14 protein-coding genes are annotated in these 18271 nt (G+C 55.1%); 13 read left to right on the forward strand and 1 reads right to left on the reverse strand.

What is annotated here, in order from left to right; translation table 11 throughout:
• The first annotated feature begins 6 nt into the window (after window positions 1-6).
• From LBW89_RS11230 to LBW89_RS11275, 10 genes are all read left to right on the forward strand, one after another.
• The gene (locus LBW89_RS11230; RefSeq protein WP_148452590.1) at window positions 7-1569 is read left to right on the forward strand and encodes a UDP-glucose--hexose-1-phosphate uridylyltransferase; all 1563 of its coding nucleotides are present in this window, start codon (window positions 7-9) and stop codon (window positions 1567-1569) included.
• 126 nt (window positions 1570-1695) lie between these two features.
• Entirely contained in the window at window positions 1696-2808 is a 1113-nt protein-coding gene (locus LBW89_RS11235; protein WP_225039194.1) for a mechanosensitive ion channel family protein, read from the forward strand.
• Between the two features lie 86 nt (window positions 2809-2894).
• Window positions 2895-4058 (forward strand): iron-containing alcohol dehydrogenase, encoded by a 1164-nt coding sequence (locus LBW89_RS11240; RefSeq protein WP_148451308.1) that lies wholly within the window; start codon window positions 2895-2897, stop codon window positions 4056-4058.
• 149 nt (window positions 4059-4207) lie between these two features.
• The gene (locus LBW89_RS11245; protein ID WP_148451309.1) at window positions 4208-4768 is read left to right on the forward strand and encodes a protease; all 561 of its coding nucleotides are present in this window, start codon (window positions 4208-4210) and stop codon (window positions 4766-4768) included.
• Window positions 4761-6320 carry a flotillin family protein gene (locus LBW89_RS11250; protein WP_148452594.1) on the forward strand — a complete coding sequence of 520 codons (1560 nt, stop codon included), beginning with the start codon at window positions 4761-4763 and terminating at the stop codon, window positions 6318-6320. Before LBW89_RS11245 ends, LBW89_RS11250 begins: the two co-directional genes overlap by 8 nt.
• Before the next feature lie 326 nt (window positions 6321-6646).
• On the forward strand, window positions 6647-7492 hold the full coding sequence (glcT, locus tag LBW89_RS11255; RefSeq protein ID WP_148451310.1) for a glucose PTS transporter transcription antiterminator GlcT: 846 nt from the start codon (window positions 6647-6649) through the stop codon (window positions 7490-7492).
• Window positions 7493-7724: 232 nt separating this feature from the next.
• On the forward strand, window positions 7725-9803 hold the full coding sequence (gene ptsG, locus LBW89_RS11260; protein ID WP_148451311.1) for a glucose-specific PTS transporter subunit IIBC: 2079 nt from the start codon (window positions 7725-7727) through the stop codon (window positions 9801-9803).
• Window positions 9804-9893: 90 nt separating this feature from the next.
• Window positions 9894-10169 (forward strand): HPr family phosphocarrier protein, encoded by a 276-nt coding sequence (locus LBW89_RS11265; protein ID WP_148451312.1) that lies wholly within the window; start codon window positions 9894-9896, stop codon window positions 10167-10169.
• Window positions 10162-11874 carry a phosphoenolpyruvate--protein phosphotransferase gene (gene ptsP, locus LBW89_RS11270; protein ID WP_148451313.1) on the forward strand — a complete coding sequence of 571 codons (1713 nt, stop codon included), beginning with the start codon at window positions 10162-10164 and terminating at the stop codon, window positions 11872-11874. Before LBW89_RS11265 ends, ptsP begins: the two co-directional genes overlap by 8 nt.
• A gap of 197 nt (window positions 11875-12071) precedes the next feature.
• Window positions 12072-13619 (forward strand): Ppx/GppA phosphatase family protein, encoded by a 1548-nt coding sequence (locus LBW89_RS11275; RefSeq protein WP_148451314.1) that lies wholly within the window; start codon window positions 12072-12074, stop codon window positions 13617-13619.
• Here LBW89_RS11275 and ppk1 read toward each other — a convergent pair.
• Complete coding sequence (gene ppk1, locus LBW89_RS11280) at window positions 13579-15690, reverse strand: polyphosphate kinase 1 (protein ID WP_148451315.1); 2112 nt, start codon at window positions 15688-15690, stop codon at window positions 13579-13581. The genes LBW89_RS11275 and ppk1 overlap by 41 nt on opposite strands.
• Window positions 15691-16258: 568 nt before the next feature.
• On the opposite strand from ppk1, the gene LBW89_RS11285 reads away from it, so the two are divergent.
• From LBW89_RS11285 to LBW89_RS11295, 3 genes are all read left to right on the forward strand, one after another.
• Complete coding sequence (locus tag LBW89_RS11285; protein WP_148451316.1) at window positions 16259-16879, forward strand: 50S ribosomal protein L25; 621 nt, start codon at window positions 16259-16261, stop codon at window positions 16877-16879.
• A gap of 220 nt (window positions 16880-17099) precedes the next feature.
• Complete coding sequence (locus LBW89_RS11290) at window positions 17100-17816, forward strand: DsbA family protein (RefSeq protein ID WP_148451317.1); 717 nt, start codon at window positions 17100-17102, stop codon at window positions 17814-17816.
• A gap of 17 nt (window positions 17817-17833) precedes the next feature.
• Complete coding sequence (locus tag LBW89_RS11295) at window positions 17834-18268, forward strand: disulfide oxidoreductase (protein WP_148451318.1); 435 nt, start codon at window positions 17834-17836, stop codon at window positions 18266-18268.
• The last annotated feature ends 3 nt before the right edge of the window (window positions 18269-18271 follow it).

Here is an 18271-nt window from a genome sequence, read left to right on the forward strand (position 1 = left end):
GAAGTGATGCAAAGACAGGATGCGCAATATGCGATCGAACGGCTGATCCACTATGCCCTGGAGCAAGGCATGATCGACTGGTACGATCTGGACTATTCTCGGAACCGGCTGCTGGAGCTGTTCGGCTTCGACGAACCTTTCGCCGGGAAAATCGAGGAAGAGCCGCTTGCGGGGCCGCAGGAGCCGCTTAACAAGCTGATCGATTACGGTCTTGCCATCGGTCTGATCCCCGAGGACAGCGATACCTACCGAGATTTGCTGGACGCCCGCATCATGGGCCTGTTGATGCCGCGCCCTTCGGAGACGATTGCGCAGTTCCGTCAAACGGCGGAGAGCCGGGGCATTCAAGCGGCCACGGACGAGTTTTACAAATTGTCGGTAACGAGCAATTATATCCGGATGGATCGCGTGGCGCAAAATATTTACTGGACTCAGCCCACCGGCTTCGGCGATATGGAGATTACGATCAATCTGTCCAAACCGGAGAAAAATCCGAAGGAAATCGCCATGGCCAAGCTGCTTCCGCCGCCGGTTTATCCGAAATGCCAGCTGTGCCGGGAGAACGTCGGCTATGCGGGACGGCTCAACCATCCGGCCCGGCAGAACCTGCGGGTGATTCCGCTCGAGCTGAACGGCGAGCCGTGGCTGTTCCAATATTCGCCGTACGTGTATTATAACGAGCACTGTATCGTCTTCCATCACGATCACGTACCGATGAAGCTCACCAAGGAGACGTTCAAACGGCTGCTTGATTTCACGGGGCGTTTCCCGCATTATTTCATCGGTTCGAATGCGGATCTGCCGATCGTCGGCGGCTCGATTCTGACGCATGACCATTTCCAGGGCGGCCGGCACACGTTCCCGCTGGAGAAGGCTCCGATCGTGGCTTCGTTCCGCCATCCGGGCTTTGCCGGCGTAACGGCGAGCCTGGTCCATTGGCCGATGTCGGTGCTGCGGTTGAGCGCAGAGGATCCGGCCGTGCTGCTGGAGGCGGCGGACGACCTGTACGAGAAATGGAAGGCGTATAGCGATCCGGCGGCGGATATTCTCGCCTTCAGTGAAAGCGACGGTTCCCGGGTTCCGCACAATACCGTCACGCCGATCGTCCGCCGCAGTGCGGACGGCGGCTACGAGATGGATATCGTGCTGCGCAACAACCGAACGAACGAGGAACACCCGGAAGGGATATTCCACCCTCATCGGGAGATGCACCATATCAAGAAAGAGAACATCGGCTTGATTGAGGTGATGGGACTGGCGATTTTGCCGGGACGCCTGAAACAGGAACTGGCCGATATCGCCGGGATCTTGAGCGGGGATAACGAAATTCGGGAGCGGGCGTTTTCCACAGATGGAGTCGATCCGCTATCCGTGCACGCTTCTTGGATCGGCGAGCTGATCGAACGCCATGGGACGAAACTCGAACCGGAACAAGCGGAAGCGTTGCTGCGGGAAGAGGTCGGCGGCAAGTTTGCGGAAATTTTGGGCCATGCCGGCGTGTTCAAGGTGAGCGAAGAAGGCCGGGAAGCTTTCCGTCGCTTTATCCGGTCGGCGGGCTACCTGGAATAGGTGTACATGGTCGGTTATAATCGCGGACTGCAAAGGATGGTTTGCCTTTGCAGTCCGCTTTTTTCATTCCCACTGATGGAAGACGTCCCTGTGCGGTATGCTATAATAATGATTTAGCCAAAGGGGGTGCGTTCAATTATTGAGAGTATGGAATGGCTGTTTTCGGGGCCGTCCGAAGGCGTAAAATGGCGGGACATTTTGATTTCGTTCGGCATTTTGGCGGGGACTTTGTTTCTGGCCAAGCCGTTAAGCCGGGCTCTTTTCTATCTGGTCGAACGCCGATTTCATCCCGAGGAGAGCCATATCGACTGGTCGAAATCGTTTCGGAAACCCGTTCAATTTATTCTGCTGATCACGGGAACTTATATCGCCGCCTATTATCTGATGCACGGTCATCCCGCCTTGATGTATTGGATTAACCGGTCATTCCGATCCCTCGGGATTATCGCCGCGGGTTGGGGGCTTTACAGGGTCTCGGCTTCCTCCTCGGTGTTGCTGGAGGGCATGAGCCGTAAAATCGGTCTTGACGAGTCCAGCATGCTGATTCCTTTTTTGTCCAAAGTGGTCCGGTTTGTCGTCATACTGCTTATCATTATCGCGGTTGGGACGGAGTGGGGCTTTAACATCAACGGGCTGGCCGCCGGCCTGGGATTGGGAAGCCTTGCCGTCGCTTTGGCGGCCAAGGAAACGCTCGGCAATATATTGGGCGGGATCGTTATTATAGCGGAAAAGCCGTTTTCGCGCGGGGACTGGATCATGACGCCGACGGTGGAAGGAATTGTGGAAGACATTACCTTCCGCAGTTCCAGAATACGGACGTTCGCCGATTCGCTGGTCACGGTGCCTAACGCAACGCTGGCGGATCAGCCGATTACGAATTGGAGCAGGATGGGCAAACGCAGGGTGACCTTTACGTTGAACGCAGCGCTGGAGTCGGACCGCACCGGCCTGGAGAACGCTGTAAAGCGACTGGAAGACATGCTGAGAAGCGATCCCGACATTGATCCTCAGATGATTATGGTCAGGTTCACCGAATTTCGGGAAAGCAGTCTTGGCATTTTCTTTTATTATTTCACCAAGTCCACGGTATGGGCCGAGCATCTGGCGGTACGGCAGCGGATAAATCTGGCGATCCTGCGGATTTTGGAAGAAGAAGGAGTACGTCTCGCCTATCCGACCCAGCGCATATTCACGGCCGAAGAGGAGAAGCAGGCCGTATTTACATACGGCGAATCTTGATCCAAGCGTTTGTTTTAACGCCTGAAACGGCAGTATAATCAGAGTGTTATGCTGCATTTAAATTCAAACTAGGAGGGCGTCGAAACATGGAGCGTTTTCAATTTCATAATCCGACCAAGCTGATCTTCGGCAAGGACCAATTGCCTGCCTTGAAGGAGGAAGTCCCGCGTTACGGCCGTAAGGTTTTGCTTGTCTACGGGGGCGGAAGCATCAAGCGGAGCGGTCTCTATGACAGAGTGATGGCGCTGCTTCAGGAAATCGGTGCGGAAGTGACCGAGCTTTCGGGGGTGGAGCCGAATCCGCGTCTGTCCACGGTGCATCGCGGCGTGGAGCTGTGCAAGAGCAAGGGAATCGAATTGGTGCTGGCCGTGGGCGGCGGAAGTGTGCTGGACTGCTCGAAGGCGATTGCGGTAGGCGCGAAATATGACGGCGACATGTGGGATTTTGCGGAGCGAAAAGCCGCACCTCAGGCTGCGCTGCCATTGGGAACGGTGCTGACGATGGCGGCGACCGGTTCGGAAATGAACGGAAGTTCGGTCATCTCCAACGAAGCGACCCAGGAAAAGCTCGGTTGGGGCAGCAAACTCGCTTATCCCGCTTTTTCGATTCTGGAGCCGGAAAACACGGTAACGCTGCCGAAGGATCAGACCGTCTACGGCATGGTGGATATTATGTCTCATGTGTTTGAACATTACTTTCACAAAGAGACGAATACTCCGGTGCAAGACGGCTTCTGCGAGACGATTCTTCGCACGGTGATCGAAACGGCTCCGAAGCTGATCGCCGATCTGGAAAATACCGAACATCGCGCAACGATTCTGTACTGCGGCACGATGGCGCTGAACGGCGTACTTAACATGGGACTGTCCGGGGATTGGGCGACCCACAATATCGAGCACGCGGTGTCCGCGGTTTACGATATCCCGCATGGCGGCGGGTTGGCTATTCTGTTCCCGAACTGGATGAAGCATGTGATGCATCACGACCTTGCCCGCTTCAAACGGCTGGCGATCAACGTGTTCGATGTGGATCCGGCGGGAAAAAGCGATCAGGCCATCGCCGAAGAAGGTATCGACCGGCTTCGCGCGTTCTGGAATTCCATCGGGGCGCCGAGCCGGCTTGCCGACTATTCCATCGATGACAGTAAGCTGGAACTGATGGCCGACAAAGCGGTCCGCTTCGGACCGTTCGGTAATTTTGCCCGCCTTGAAAAACAGGATGTACTGGAGATTTACAAACGGTCTCTGTAGCTGGAATAAACCTTTTAGCGCCTCTCTTGGATTTCCAAGGGAGGCGTTTTTCTGTAAAAGGAAGGAAAAAAACTGCAACATTGTCGAATATAAAACGTAACCACATACATAGGGATTTGAGTTATAGCTGAACAAAAGGGGGGGATGAATTGGAGGTTTTGTTCTGGAGCTGTTTTGTAGGCGGTGCGCTCTTCGCCTTAATCAGTACAATCCTGGGCGATTTGGTCGGAAGCTGGCTGGAAGGGATGTTTGACGCCTTCTCCGCGGATTTTCTGAAACCGGTGGTTACGGCTTCGGCGGTCACGACCTTCGGCGGCGCGGGGATTCTGCTCGACCGCTACACGGGAATGGGGAATGCCGGGGTTATAATTATGGCTGTTCTCATCGCAATCGCCTTATCCGCACTGATTTACTTCGCCTACGTGAAACCGATGGAAAACAGCGAAAACTCAATCGGCTACTCTCATACCGAACTTCCCGGCAAGCTGGGGGAGGTCACCGTGCCGATCCCGTCCAAGGGGTACGGCGAGATTATGGTGAAGTTCGTTTCCGGCAATACGCTGCATACGGCGGCAAGTTGGGACCACCGCGATATCCCCGCGGGAACCCTGGTGGTTGTTGTCGATGCGAAGGACGGCGTCGTCCACGTATCGGAGTTCGAAGAACACAATCTAACACGAGGAGATGATGTGATTGGAAAACATGCCTGATTTTTTGTTGATCCCCGGAATTGTGATTGCCGTCATAATTATTCTTGGCCTGGCCTTCTGGGCTCGTTACAAAACGGTCAGTCCGGATGAGGCTATGATCGTGACCGGTTCCTTTTTGGGGAACAAGAATATTTCCGAGGATGAGTCCGGCAGGAAAATCAAAATCGTACGCGGCGGCGGGGCGTTCATCTGGCCGATTTTTCAAAAGGCCGAGTTTATGTCGCTCCTGTCCCACAAGCTCGATGTAATGACGCCCGAGGTCTATACGGAGCAAGGGGTTCCGGTGTCCGCGGACGGCGTCGCCATCATTAAAGTCGGCAGTTCCGTGGAGGATGTCGCCACCGCGGCCGAACAGTTTATGGGTAAGCCGATTGAATCTTTGAAGGGCGAAGCCCAGGAAGTCCTCGAAGGACATCTTCGCTCCATTCTCGGCTCCATGACGGTGGAGGAAGTGTACCGGAACCGGGATAAATTCGCCCAGGAGGTTCAGGGCGTAGCGGCGAGAGATTTGAAGAAGATGGGCCTGCAAATCGTTTCGTTCACGATCAAGGATGTGCGGGATAAGCACGGATATCTGGAAGCGCTCGGGAAGCCGCGAATTGCCGCGGTTAAGCGAGATGCCGAGATCGCCGAGGCGGAAGCGATGCGGGATGCCCGCATTCAGAAGGCCCTGGCTGAGGAGTCGGGCCAGAAGGCGGAACTGCTGCGGGACACGAATATCGCAGAGGCTTCAAAGGAGAAAGAGCTGAAGGTGGCTTCGTTTAAAAAGGAACAGGACACCGCCAAGGCGGAAGCCGATCAGGCTTATCACATTCAGGAAGCCCGGGCGAAGCAGACGATGGTCGAGGAGCAGATGAAGGTCGAATTGGTCCGGAAGGAGCGCGAAATCGATCTCCAGGACAAGGAAATCGTCGTGCGTCAAAAGCAATATGACGCTGAAGTGAAGAAGAAGGCGGACGCCGACCGCTATGCCGTAGAGCAGGCCGCCGAAGCGGAAAAGGCGCGGAAGATGCGGGAAGCGGACGCGCTCCAATACTCCATCGAGACGCAGGCCAAAGCTTCCGCGGAGCAAAAGCGCCTCGAGGGCTTGGCGATCGCCGATGCGGAGCGCGCGAAAGGGACGGCGGACGCCGAGATTATCCGGCTCCGCGGTCTGGCCGAGGCGGAAGCCAAGGAGAAGCTGGCGGAGGCGTTCCAAAAATTCGGCGAAGCGGCCATTTTGGACATCGTGGTCAAAATGCTGCCTGAGCTCGCCGGCAAAATCGCCGCACCGATTTCCACGATCGATAAACTTACGGTCGTCGATACCGGTAAGGGCGAAGGTGCCGCCCGGGTCAGCAACTATGTTACCGAGCTGATGGCGACCGCGCCGGAAATGCTGAAGAGCGTGTCCGGCATCGAGCTGGATCGGTTGATTCAAAGTTTGACCCAGGGCAAGGCGGTTCCGGCGGCTGCTAGCGCCGCCGCCAAAGCCCAAGCCCCGGCCGCGGCCCCGGCGGGCAAATCCTCCGTTCTGTTGGAGAGCGCGGCGGCATCGCAAGAGACCCCTTAACCGGCAGAAAACGGTCTGGTAAGGAGGCTGTTTTGGTAAGGAGGACGATTTTAAACAATGCGCGAGTTGCGAGCGAAGTGACGCTTGCAGCCCGCGCTTTTTTTGCTAACGAGTCAAATTCAGGCCAACGGAAGAAAAATCATGTTTCATACTTCACCCGTTTTAAGTTACAATGTTACATGCTGACCCGGCGGATGGCCTCCGCCGCGTGGACGCATCCGGCACTCGCAGCCCTATAAAGTCTGGCACGGTGAAGAGCCGTCGATTATAATAGGCGTAATAAGCATTCCGGAATACAAACGATGCAAGGAAAATGAGGTGCAATCGTGAGCAGCATACAAGTGGCCAAAGCGCTGAACAATAACGTCATTATTGCCCATCATCCCGAACATGGCGAAGTGGTCGTGATCGGTAAAGGCATAGGGTTTAACCGGAAGACGGGGGACGCGATCCCTCTGGAAGCGGTAGAGAAGATGTTTATTTTGACCAGCCGGTACGAGCAGGAGCAATACAAACAGCTTGTTCCACACGTCGATGAGCAGTTGATCGAAATTATCGGCGAAATTGTTACGTATATTTCCAGGAAGACCCAAACGGAGCTGAACGAGCATATACATATTGCCCTTACGGATCACCTTGCTTTTGCTATCAAAAGAGCGGAGCAAGACCTGGCGTTCCACAACCCTTTTCTCTATGAAACAAAGGAAATCTATCCGGTGGAATACGAGCTGGCGGAATATGCGATTCGTTTGATTCATCAGAATCTGGGGGTCGATTTGGGCGAGGACGAGATCGGTTTTGTAGCGCTTCATATCAATAGCGCGATGACCAACCGTCATATCAGCGAAGTACGCGGACACACCCAGTTGATCGCCGACCTGGTGGATGTCGTGGAATCCGAGCTGAAGTTTACGATTTTGAGGAACACGCTGGATTATTCCCGGCTGCTGACGCATTTGCGTTTCGCCATCGAACGGATTCGCCGGGGAGAGCAGGTCGGTGAGGTCGAGAAACTCGACGGTCTGCTCAAACAGGAGTATCCGGTACTGTACGGGGTGGCCGAGAAACTGACCCTGATGATGGAACAAAGGCTGAATCAGCCGGTTTACCGGGCCGAAGTGAGCTATCTGACCATGCATTTGCACCGGGTGGCCCCTCCCCATATTAAATAATGGGTTGCATGACCGAATAGGGTCTGCTATAATTCTTTGCGGTAAACAACAACATACTTCATGACAACGTGTTACTGATTCGATCAGGCATGAGTTGATAAAAGTTTTTTTGATTGTATCGCCGGATTGCGGGGTATTATAACCGTGATTACGGTAATTGCGATTAATTAACTTTCATTGGCTCATGCTTTTTTGTTGTCTGAACCTTTAAGAATGAGGTGGGAGGTTACTTATGTTCAAGAAGTTTTTCGGCGTTTTACAGCGTGTCGGTAAGGCGCTTATGCTCCCTGTGGCCCTGCTTCCTGCCGCGGGACTGCTTCTTGGGATCGGCAACATGCTGGTAAGTCCGGAGTTTCTGGAACATGTTCCGGTCTTGGAAAATCCGACGGTACACGCTATTGCCACGGTCATGATGAACGCGGGCCAAATCGTCTTTACCAATCTCGCGCTTCTGTTTGCGGTCGGGGTAGCGGTCGGCTTGGCCGGCGGAGAAGGCGTCGCGGGCTTGGCCGCCATCATTGGTTACCTCGTCATGAACGTGACGATGGGAACCGTGATCGGCGTTGTTCCGTCCATGATCGGAACCAATCCGGCTTACGCGAATGTGCTGGGAATTCCGACGCTGGCCACGGGCGTGTTCGGCGGGATTATCGTCGGGGTTTTGGCCGCCAGCATGTACAACCGGTTCTTTAAAATCGAACTGCCTTCTTATTTAGGCTTTTTCGCCGGTAAGCGCTTTGTGCCGATCATGACCGCGGCGACATCCGTCCTGCTCGGGCTGCTGATGGTGGTCATATGGCCGCCGATCCAATCGGGACTAAACTCGGCGTCCCATTTCATGCTTGAGCAAAACCGCACGCTGTCGGCGTTCATTTTCGGGATTGTGGAGCGTGCGCTCATTCCGTTCGGTCTGCACCATATCTTTTATTCGCCGTTCTGGTTCGAGTTTGGAGAATACGTGAACAAAGCGGGCCAACTCGTTCGCGGCGACCAACAAATCTTCATGGCGCAGCTCCGTGACGGCGTTGACTTTACGGCCGGTACGTTCATGACCGGTAAATTCCCGTTCATGATGTTTGGTCTGCCGGCGGCCGCACTGGCGATCTATCACGAAGCCAAGCCCGAGCACAAAAAGTATGTGGCCGGGATCATGGGCTCCGCAGCCCTGACTTCGTTCCTCACCGGGATTACCGAGCCGCTGGAATTCTCGTTCCTGTTTGTGGCTCCCGTCCTGTTCGCGGTACACTGCGTATTTGCGGGCCTGTCCTTCATGGTGATGCAAATCCTCGGCGTGAAAATCGGGATGACGTTCTCCGGCGGGTTGATCGACTATTTGATCTTTGGCGTCATTCCGGGTCGGACTCCTTGGTGGTATGTGATCATCGTCGGTCTGATTCTCGCCGTGATCTACTACTTCGGTTTCCGCTTTGTCATCCGGAAGTTTAACTTGAAGACGCCGGGACGGGAAGAAGCGGCGCCGGAAGGCGAAGGAGAAGCCGGAAAAGGTCCGGCGGTGAAGCAGGACGAGCTTCCGCATAACATTTTGGCGGCGCTCGGAGGCGGAAGCAACATCGCCCACCTGGATGCCTGCATTACCCGCCTGCGGGTAGAGGTGAAGGATAAGGCCGATGTCGACAAGGATCGGCTGAAAAAATTGGGCGCTTCGGGCGTGCTCGAGGTCGGCAACAACATTCAGGCGATATTCGGGACCCGATCCGATACCATTAAATCGCAGATTGCGGACATCATGAGCGGCCGGACGCCGGCGATTTCAACGAAGCCGGATGTCGCCGCGGAGGCCGCGCCAAAAGCGGCCGAAGTCGAGCAGCAAGCCGCCAAGGACGGCGATGCGATCATCAATGAGGATATCGTGATGCCGGTAAACGGGGAACTGCTGGATATAACCCAGGTGCCGGACCCCGTGTTCTCCGAAAAGATGACGGGCGACGGTTTCGCCGTGCTTCCGGCGGACGGCAACATCTGTTCACCGGTATACGGCAAAGTGTTTAACGTATTCCCAAGCAAGCACGCGATCGGCATCATGTCCGACGGCGGTAAAGAAGTGCTCGTTCACATTGGAGTCAATACGGTGAAACTCAAAGGGCAGGGCTTCAAGGTGCTTGTCAATGAGGGCGATCTGGTCGCGGCCGGTCAGCCGATTATGGAGGTCGATCTCGCTTATGTGAAAGAGCATGCGCCTTCCATCATTTCGCCGATTATTTTCTCGAATCTTCCCGAAGGAGCCGCGGTTACTTTGAAGAAAAGCGGTGCCCTGAAAAAAGGCGAAGGCGATATTATCGACATCCGCTAATTTGACAATTTGCCGAGGAAATTGGATTTTGGTACTACAGATCCCTTACAATAAGGGTGAATTCATAATAAGAAAGCGAGTGTATTCAACATGGAAAAAAGATTCAGAATTACTGACGAAGACGGTATCCACGCTCGTCCGGCAACGGCATTGGTCAACACGGCTAATAAATTCAAAGACGCGGAAGCTTTTGCTGAAGCTAACGGTAAAAAAGTGACGTTAAAATCGATCCTGGGCGTTCTTTCCCTCGGTTTGGAAAAAGGCGATAACATCACTTTAATCGTGGAAGGCGACAGTGCCGCGGAAGCTCTTCAAGCGCTCACGGATGTGATGGTTAACGAAGGGTTAGGCGAAATTGATGCTTAAGATCGACGGCATCGCCGCATCCGCGGGAATCGCGATCGCTGCCGCTTTTAAGCTGGAGCATCCCGATTATACGGTGAAGCGCAAAAACGCTGAGGATCCGGCCGCAGAGCTTGCTCGTTTGGAGCAGGCTCTGGCCACTTCCCAGCAGGAGCTCGAAGCGATTAAAGAGCGCACGCTGCAGGAGCTTGGCGCCAAAAAGGCGGAAATTTTCGAATCCCATCTGTTAATTCTGAACGACCCGGAGCTGCTTACGCCGGTGCGCGATAAAATCGCCGAGGAGAAAGTTTCGGCGGAATACGCGCTGGACGAAACAGCCAAACAGTTCATCAGCATGTTTGAAAACATGAAGAGCGCGTATTTGCAAGAACGCGCCGCCGATATGCGCGACGTGACGAAACGCGTGCTCACCCATCTGCTGGGATTGAAATACGTCAATCCCGCGGAGATCGGCGAAGAAGTGATCGTCATCGCCGAGGATTTGACCCCGTCGGATACGGCCCAACTGAACCGGAAGTATGTAAAGGGCTTTACGACGAACATCGGGGGCAGAACCTCCCACTCGGCCATCATGGCCCGTTCTTTGGAAATTCCGGCCGTCGTCGGAACGAAGGACGTTTTGTCCCGGGTGGAAGCCGGGGATACCGTGATTGTCGACGGTTTGGGCGGGACGGTTATCGTCAACCCTGCGCCTGAAGTGCTGGAGGAGTATAAGGTCAAGCGCGACCAATATCTCCGGCAAATCGAGGAGTGGAAGAAGCTTCGCGAGGTTCCGACCGTGTCCAAGGACGGCGTCCATGTGGAACTGGCCGCCAATATCGGGACACCGAACGATGTCGCCGGGGTACTGGAGAACGGTGGCGAAGGCGTCGGTCTGTACCGGACCGAGTTTTTGTACATGGGCCGAACCGAACTGCCGTCCGAGGACGTCCAGTTCAATGCCTACAAGACGGTGCTGGAGAAGATGGAAGGCAAACCGGTCGTCGTCCGCACCCTGGACATCGGCGGCGATAAGGAGCTGCCTTATCTGGATCTTCCCAAGGAAATGAATCCGTTCCTGGGCTTCCGGGCGGTTCGTCTGTGCCTGGACCGCAAGGATATTTTCCGCACTCAGCTGCGGGCCCTGCTGCGCGCCAGCACTTACGGCAATTTGCGGATCATGTTCCCGATGATCGCCACGCTGGACGAATTCCGTCAGGCGAAGGCGCTGCTTCTGGAAGAAAAGCAAAAGCTGGTATCGGAAGGCGTTGCCGTATCCGACGAAATCCAATTGGGGATCATGGTGGAAATTCCATCGACGGCTGTTCTCGCCGACCAGTTTGCCAAAGAAGTGGATTTCTTCAGCATCGGAACCAACGACCTGATTCAGTACACGATGGCGGCCGACCGGATGAACGAACGGGTATCCTATCTGTATCAGCCTTACAATCCGGCGATTCTCCGTCTGGTCAAAATGGTAATCGACGCGGCGCACAGAGAAGGACGCTGGGCCGGGATGTGCGGCGAAATGGCCGGGGATGCCACGGCGATCCCGCTGCTGCTCGGACTTGGGCTTGACGAATTCAGCATGAGCGCGACCTCGATTCTGCCTGCCCGTTCGCAAATTGCGAAGCTTTCCAAGGCGGAGATGAAATCTTTGGCCGAGCAGGCTCTGCAAATGCAAACCGCGGAGCAAGTCGTCGAACTGGTACGCGGTATCGGCGAATAATCATCGATTTTATTTGCATCTTTTCCAACATTTTTGTGGGTTTCCTACTTAACCGGCGCCTGAGGGTGCCGGTTTTTTTTGCGCTTCGGTTTATTTTTTCGCTTATTTGGGATAAAGTGAGGGTAAAACTTACTGTGTAAGGCACGGGCTGGTTTGAACTTAAAACTTAAAAAGAGATAACAGGAGCTAATCTACTCATGACGAACAACTTAGCGAGGACGGGGATTATCGACATCGGTTCCAACTCCATCCGTCTGGCGATTTACGAAGCTACGCCGGAAGGGGCTTACCGGCTGGTTAACGAGAACAAGGAATCCGCCCGGCTTAGCGGAAAAATCAACCGCGAAGGCATCTTGGAAGAGCATGCCATTCTCGGGATTGTTCCCGTCTTGTCCCAGTTTCGCGAAATCTGCGAGGTATACGGCTGCCGGACCGTACGCGTGGCCGCCACGGCGGCGATCCGGAACGCCGCCAACAGCGTGCGCATTGCGGAGCGCCTAAAAGCGGAAACCGGACTTGAGATTGAAATCTTAACCGGGGAACAAGAGGCGTACTTCGGATTTATCGGCGTGGCCGCCGGGATGGAGACGAAGGACGGATTCATTATCGATATCGGCGGCGGAAGCACCGAAATTACTTTGTTTCGCGATCGCCAGTTGCAGCACAGCGTGTCGCTGCCCATCGGAGCGGTGAACGCGCAATTGAAATACGGAGGCCCGGACCCTTGGGGGCAAGCCGATACGGCCAGGCTGCAGCAGGAAATCGAGCGGCTGCTGTCCGAGCATAAGTGGCTTGCGGAACACCCGGGACTTGAACTGATCGGCCTTGGCGGCACCATCCGGACGCTCGGCAAACTGGATCAGCGCAGGCGGAAGTACCCGGTCCGGCTGGCGCACCACTATCGGCTGGATGCCGAAAGCCTGGCGTATTACGCCGATCTGCTGCCTTACCTGCCGCTGGAGAAACGCAAGGCGCTCGACGGGCTGCCCAAATCCCGGGCCGATATTATCGTACCCGGGATGATCCTGCTGCAGACCGTCTTCCGCCATACCGGCGCGGCTTGCTGCGTTGTGAGCGGGACCGGGCTGCGCGAGGGCCTGCTGATGGATACGCTCGGCATCGGGGTGCCCGAGCCGGCGGAGGTGCTGGCCCGGCAGGCCTACGGCCTGCTCGCTTTCCATGCCGGGGCGCCGCTCGGCCATTTCCGGCAGGTCAGCCGGTTTGCCGAGCGGCTGAGCGCCGTCATGGAAGCGGGAGGACCCGCGCCGGAGAAGGCGGCGGAGACGCGCCGGCTGCTGTTCGCCTCTTCGATGCTCTACAAAATCGGCGGAGCGATCCGCTATCACCAGTACGACAAACATACGTCATACTGGCTGCTTCACGCGCCGCTGGGCGCCCTGAGCCATCGGGAAGCGGTGCTGTGCGCGGCGATCGTCGACTGCGCGGCGGGAGGCGGAAAGAAAGGAATCGATGGCGAACTGGAACGGCTTCTGGAGGAGGGCGACCCGGAGCGGATTCGCGAACTCGGTTCGCTGCTCGAGATCGCGATCGCGCTGGATGCCAGCGAAACGCAGAGCGTGGAGATCAAGGAAGCCCGGCTGCAGGACGGAGCATTACTGCTCCGCTTAAAATGCCGCAGCCGGGCTTATCTGGAAACGAGCCGGCTCGAGGGCGCGGCCAAAAGCTTTAAGAAGGCCTGGAAGCTCAGGTTGGAGTGGGAGTTGATTCCTTCTTCCACTTGCTGATATCCAGGGCGTCGAACTGGCTCCGGCGAGGCGGATGCGCGCGGACGGCGGGGACATACTTGCCGTTCTGAACAAGCTGCTTCGCCTTGACGTTGTCGGCCAGGGAAAGCATCAGCACCTGCATGAGCGTTGTGCGGGTTTCATCATTGAGAACCGGGCACATCAGCTCCAGCCTGCGCGTCAGATTGCGGGTCATCCAATCCGCACTCGACAACCAGACCTCCGGTTTGCCGCCGTTTTCGAAATAATAGATCCGCGAATGCTCGAGAAACCGGTCCACAATGCTGACGACCCGAATCCGTTCGCTTAAGCCCTCGATTCCCGGACGGAGGCAGCAGACGCCGCGGACGATCAAATCGATATTGACGCCCGACCGGGAGGCTTCATACAATTCGTCGATCATCTCCTGATTGGACAAGGAATTCATCTTCGCGATAATCCGCGCCGGCCTTCCCGCGGCCGCATGCTCCGCCTCGCGGCGGATCAGCGAGAACAGGCGGTCCTTCATTCCCGTGGGCGCCAGCGTAAACGCCTTCCAGTGGTCGGCCTCCGAATAGCCGGTAATCAGATTAAACAGCTGCGAGGCATCCTCGCCGATTGCGGGATCCGCCGTAAACAATCCGATATCCGTATACAGTTTCGCGGTGATATCGTTGTAGTTGCCGGTTCCTACATGTACATACCTTGTCAGGTCCCGCCCTTCCTGGCGGACGACAAGCAGGATTTTGGCGTGGGTTTTCAGGCCCACCAGGCCGTATACGACGTGGCAGCCCGCTTTTTCCAGCGTCCGGGCCCAGGCGATATTCCGCTCCTCGTCAAACCGCGCCTTCAACTCTACGACGACGGTGACTTGCTTCCCTGCCTCGGCCGCGCGGGCCAGCGCCTGAATGAGCGGGGAATTGCCGCTGACGCGGTACAGCGTCATTTTGATCGCCATGACCGCCGGGTCTTCCGAAGCCTGGGTGATAAAGTCGGTGACGGCCTCAAAGCTTTCATAGGGATGGTACACCAGGACATCCCGTTGTTTTAATACCTCGAAATAATCCTCGCTCATCTCGAACTCTCGGGGATAGACCGGCTCGATCTGCGGATACCGGAGCTTCGGATACCCTTTGACCGCGGACGGGAGCTTGCCGAGAAAGCCGAGGTCCAGCGGTCCGTCGATTTGAAAAATCGCGTCGGTGATTTCAAATTCCTCCCGCAGCACTTCCAGCGCGTAAGGATGAATCCCCTTCTGGATTTCAAGCCGGACGGGCGCCCCCCAGCGGCGTTTGCGGAGCTCTTTTTCGATTTCCTCGAGCAGATCCTCGGCCCCTTCCTCATCCAAAGCCAAATCGGCGTTCCGGGTCACCCGGAACTGATGGACGGCCAGCGGGGTATACCCGCTGAACAGCGTGTGAATATGGTGCTGAATGACCTCTTCGATCAGGATAAAAGATTGCTTTTTGCTGTTGGAATGATGCGGCAGAGGGATAATCCGCGACAGGTTGGACGGGATTTGCACGATTGCAAAATAAGGCTCCCGTTCTTCTTCCTCCAGGCCCTGCGCCGGCAGGGGGTCCCTCGCCAAAACGACCGCCAAATACACGAATCCGGTATGAACCAGCGGGAACGGGCGGCTCTGATCCACGGCCATCGGCGTCAGCACCGGAAATATAATGTCGTGATAGTAGGTCTCCATCGACTTCCGTTGGGTGGAGTTCAATTCCTCGTATTTGAGGAATTGAATGTGTTCCTTGGCGAGCTGGCGGGTTAAATCCCGGAAGGTTCGGTACTGCTCGCCAACCATAGCCGAAACCCGGGTAATCAAGCGTTTATACAACCCGGCCGGCGTATAGCCCGTGAAGTCGGTTTTGGTGTAACCCGCCCGGATTTGATCCTGAATGCCCGCCACGCGAACGCTCATAAACTCGTCGAGATTGCTGGACACGATCGAGAGAAATTTGGCTCTTTCCAACAAAGGCGTGTCCGGATCCTTCGCTTCCAGCAGAACCCGACGGTTGAATTCAACCCAGCTCAAGTCCCGGTTCAAATAGCGGGACCCTTTATTTTTATTTTCAGCAAGCGCCATTCCTGCATGACCTCCATTTGCCTGAAAACTCTCTTTTCTTAATAGAAACAATTAATGTTAGTTGAACTATTGATTTGCATAATAGACAGCGGCGTAAAGGTGGGTTACTTTCACACGCTTGACCTGCAGCTAAATGTTTGATTCGAATTAAAGGGAATTCTTCCCGTTAATTTGGTGTGTACACAGCTGCAGAGGGAAATTAGCTGGAAAACCTCCCGTTAATTCGCCTGAAATTGCGTATATCGGCAATAGGGCCGCGAAATAGATGGAGTTTTTCCAGTTAAATCCGGTCGAGGGGCCAAGAACGATACATTAACGGGAAATTTTCCCGTTAATATGCAGACTCCGACGGCGGGACTTTATATCTATAGTTTTATTTTACTATGCCGGCAGGAAACGAAATGCCTCATTATGTAAACGCAGTGTAAAAATTATAACTCTATGTAAAAATTCCTCCCGATTTTTGCGCTTTTTCTTGTTAAATTCAGCAAGAAAGAGGGTAATAGATATTTATAGCATTTATTGGCGTACGCGCCACTGTAACTTTTCTAGAGAGGATGATGCATGTATGGCAACGAATCATCAGACACATCGTTTGGATGCTGCGCGAAGAGAGACGTTTACCCGGGCATCCCTACGTCAGTTAAGGGACAGCGGCCGAATTCCCGCGGTCATCTATGGAGCGAACACGGAGCCGCTGCCGCTTCACGTGGATTTCAAGGAGCTGGCCAAAATCTCCAGGACCGGACGGGCGGAGGTGTTCGAGTTAAAGCTGGACAGCGGGGAAACCTACCCGGTTCTGATCAAGGAAATCCAGCAGCGCGCGGGTAAAGTGGTACATGTCGATTTTCAACAAGTCTCCAAAAACAAACCGATCCGCGTCAAAGTCCCGTTGAATCTAACCGGAACGGCTCAAGGGACGAAGGTAGGCGGCGTCCTGCAGATGCAGTCGACGGAGCTGGAAGTGGAAGGGCTGCCGGATGATCTGCCGGCCGAAATCGACGTGGATATCTCGCATTTGGGCACCGGCGACAAGCTGACGGCCGCGGACGTGACCTTGCCGGCGGGAGTTACGCTGGTCGGAGCGGAAGAAGAATTGCTGGCTTCGATTGTGCTGCCGCGGGTGGCGGAAGCGGATCTGACGTCGCCGGATGCGGCCGAAGAGACGGAGCCGGCGGACGAGAAATAAACGGGTATCGGACCTGGTTGTCAGGGCGGCGCGGTCTTCATGGCTGCGCCGTTTTTTTGCGTCTTCCTTCATCCGCCGAAACATGGACAGGCGAAATCACCGTTGGTTTTGAACCCCACACCCCTAACTCTCTCAAACTTGACGAATCTGTCATTTGTAACTAGAATGGTTGCATGATCTAGGAGTTATACTATTTTATTAGAAGAAAGAAGGGGTTTGGGTGCCACCGAAAAAGACAGGAAATGCCATGACGCAGCGAAAAGCGGAAGCGGAGAGGCAGGCGCAGCAGCAGCGGCGGAGACGGGTGATTTGGTTCTCCACCGTGGGGGTTCTGCTCGTATTGATTATCGTTGTGCTGTCCTTGGATCCGAAGCCGAAGGCGAAGGTTGCTTCGTTCGACTACGAGAATCTGCCGATGCTCGGCCAAAGCGACGCGCCGGTGAAAGTGGTGGAATTCGGGGATTTCAAATGCCCGACCTGCAAAATGGCCAACGAAACGATCAAGACGCAGCTGGTCAGCGACTATATAGATCAAGGAAAGGCCGCTTTTTACTTTATGAACCTTCCTTTTATTGGTAAAGACTCGATGACGGCGGCCCTCGCGGTACAATCCGTCTACCACCAGAACAAGGACGCCTACTGGCCTTATTTCGACGCCATCTTCAGCAAGCAAGGCGACGAACGCACGGAGTGGGCCACGGTCGATTTCCTGGTCGGATTGGCGGAGGAACTTAAGCTTGAAGTGGACTACGAGCAGCTCCGCAAAGATATCGAGAACAAAACCTATCAAAAAGAAGTGGACAAACAGTACGCCAAGGGGGATGCCTTGGGGGTCGACAGCACGCCTACCTTCTTTATTAACGGACAGGAGTTTGCCGGAAATGTCGGCAGCTATGACGAGTTTAAGAAAGCCATCGAGGAAGCGATCGGCGAGTAATGGGGAGGAATCGGCGGATGCGTTCTTTTTTCAGGAATTACGGCATTTATCTCGCTTGGCTGGTCTCGCTGGTGGCTACCGCGGGCAGTTTGTATCTAAGCGAAGTGCTGCACTATGAACCGTGCCGGTTATGCTGGTTTCAGCGGATCTTTATGTACCCGCAGGTGATCATTCTGGGGATTGCCGCCTACCGGAACGACCGTTCGGCCGTCATTTATGCCATTCCTCTCAGCGTTATCGGCGGTTCCATTTCGCTATATCACTACGCGGAGCAAAAGATCCCGGCGCTGTCCAGGCTGCTTCCGTGCAAAGTAGGGATTCCCTGCAATTTCGACTATTTGAACTGGTGGGGATTCGTGACGATTCCGTTTATGGCGTTAATCGCCTTTATTTTGATCATCGTATGTCTCTCCGCCGCCCGCAAGGGTACCGCGGATCAGCCGGAAGCTTAACAA

Source organism: Paenibacillus sp. alder61, assembly GCF_020179875.1.
GTDB lineage: Bacteria > Bacillota > Bacilli > Paenibacillales > Paenibacillaceae > Fontibacillus > Fontibacillus faecis.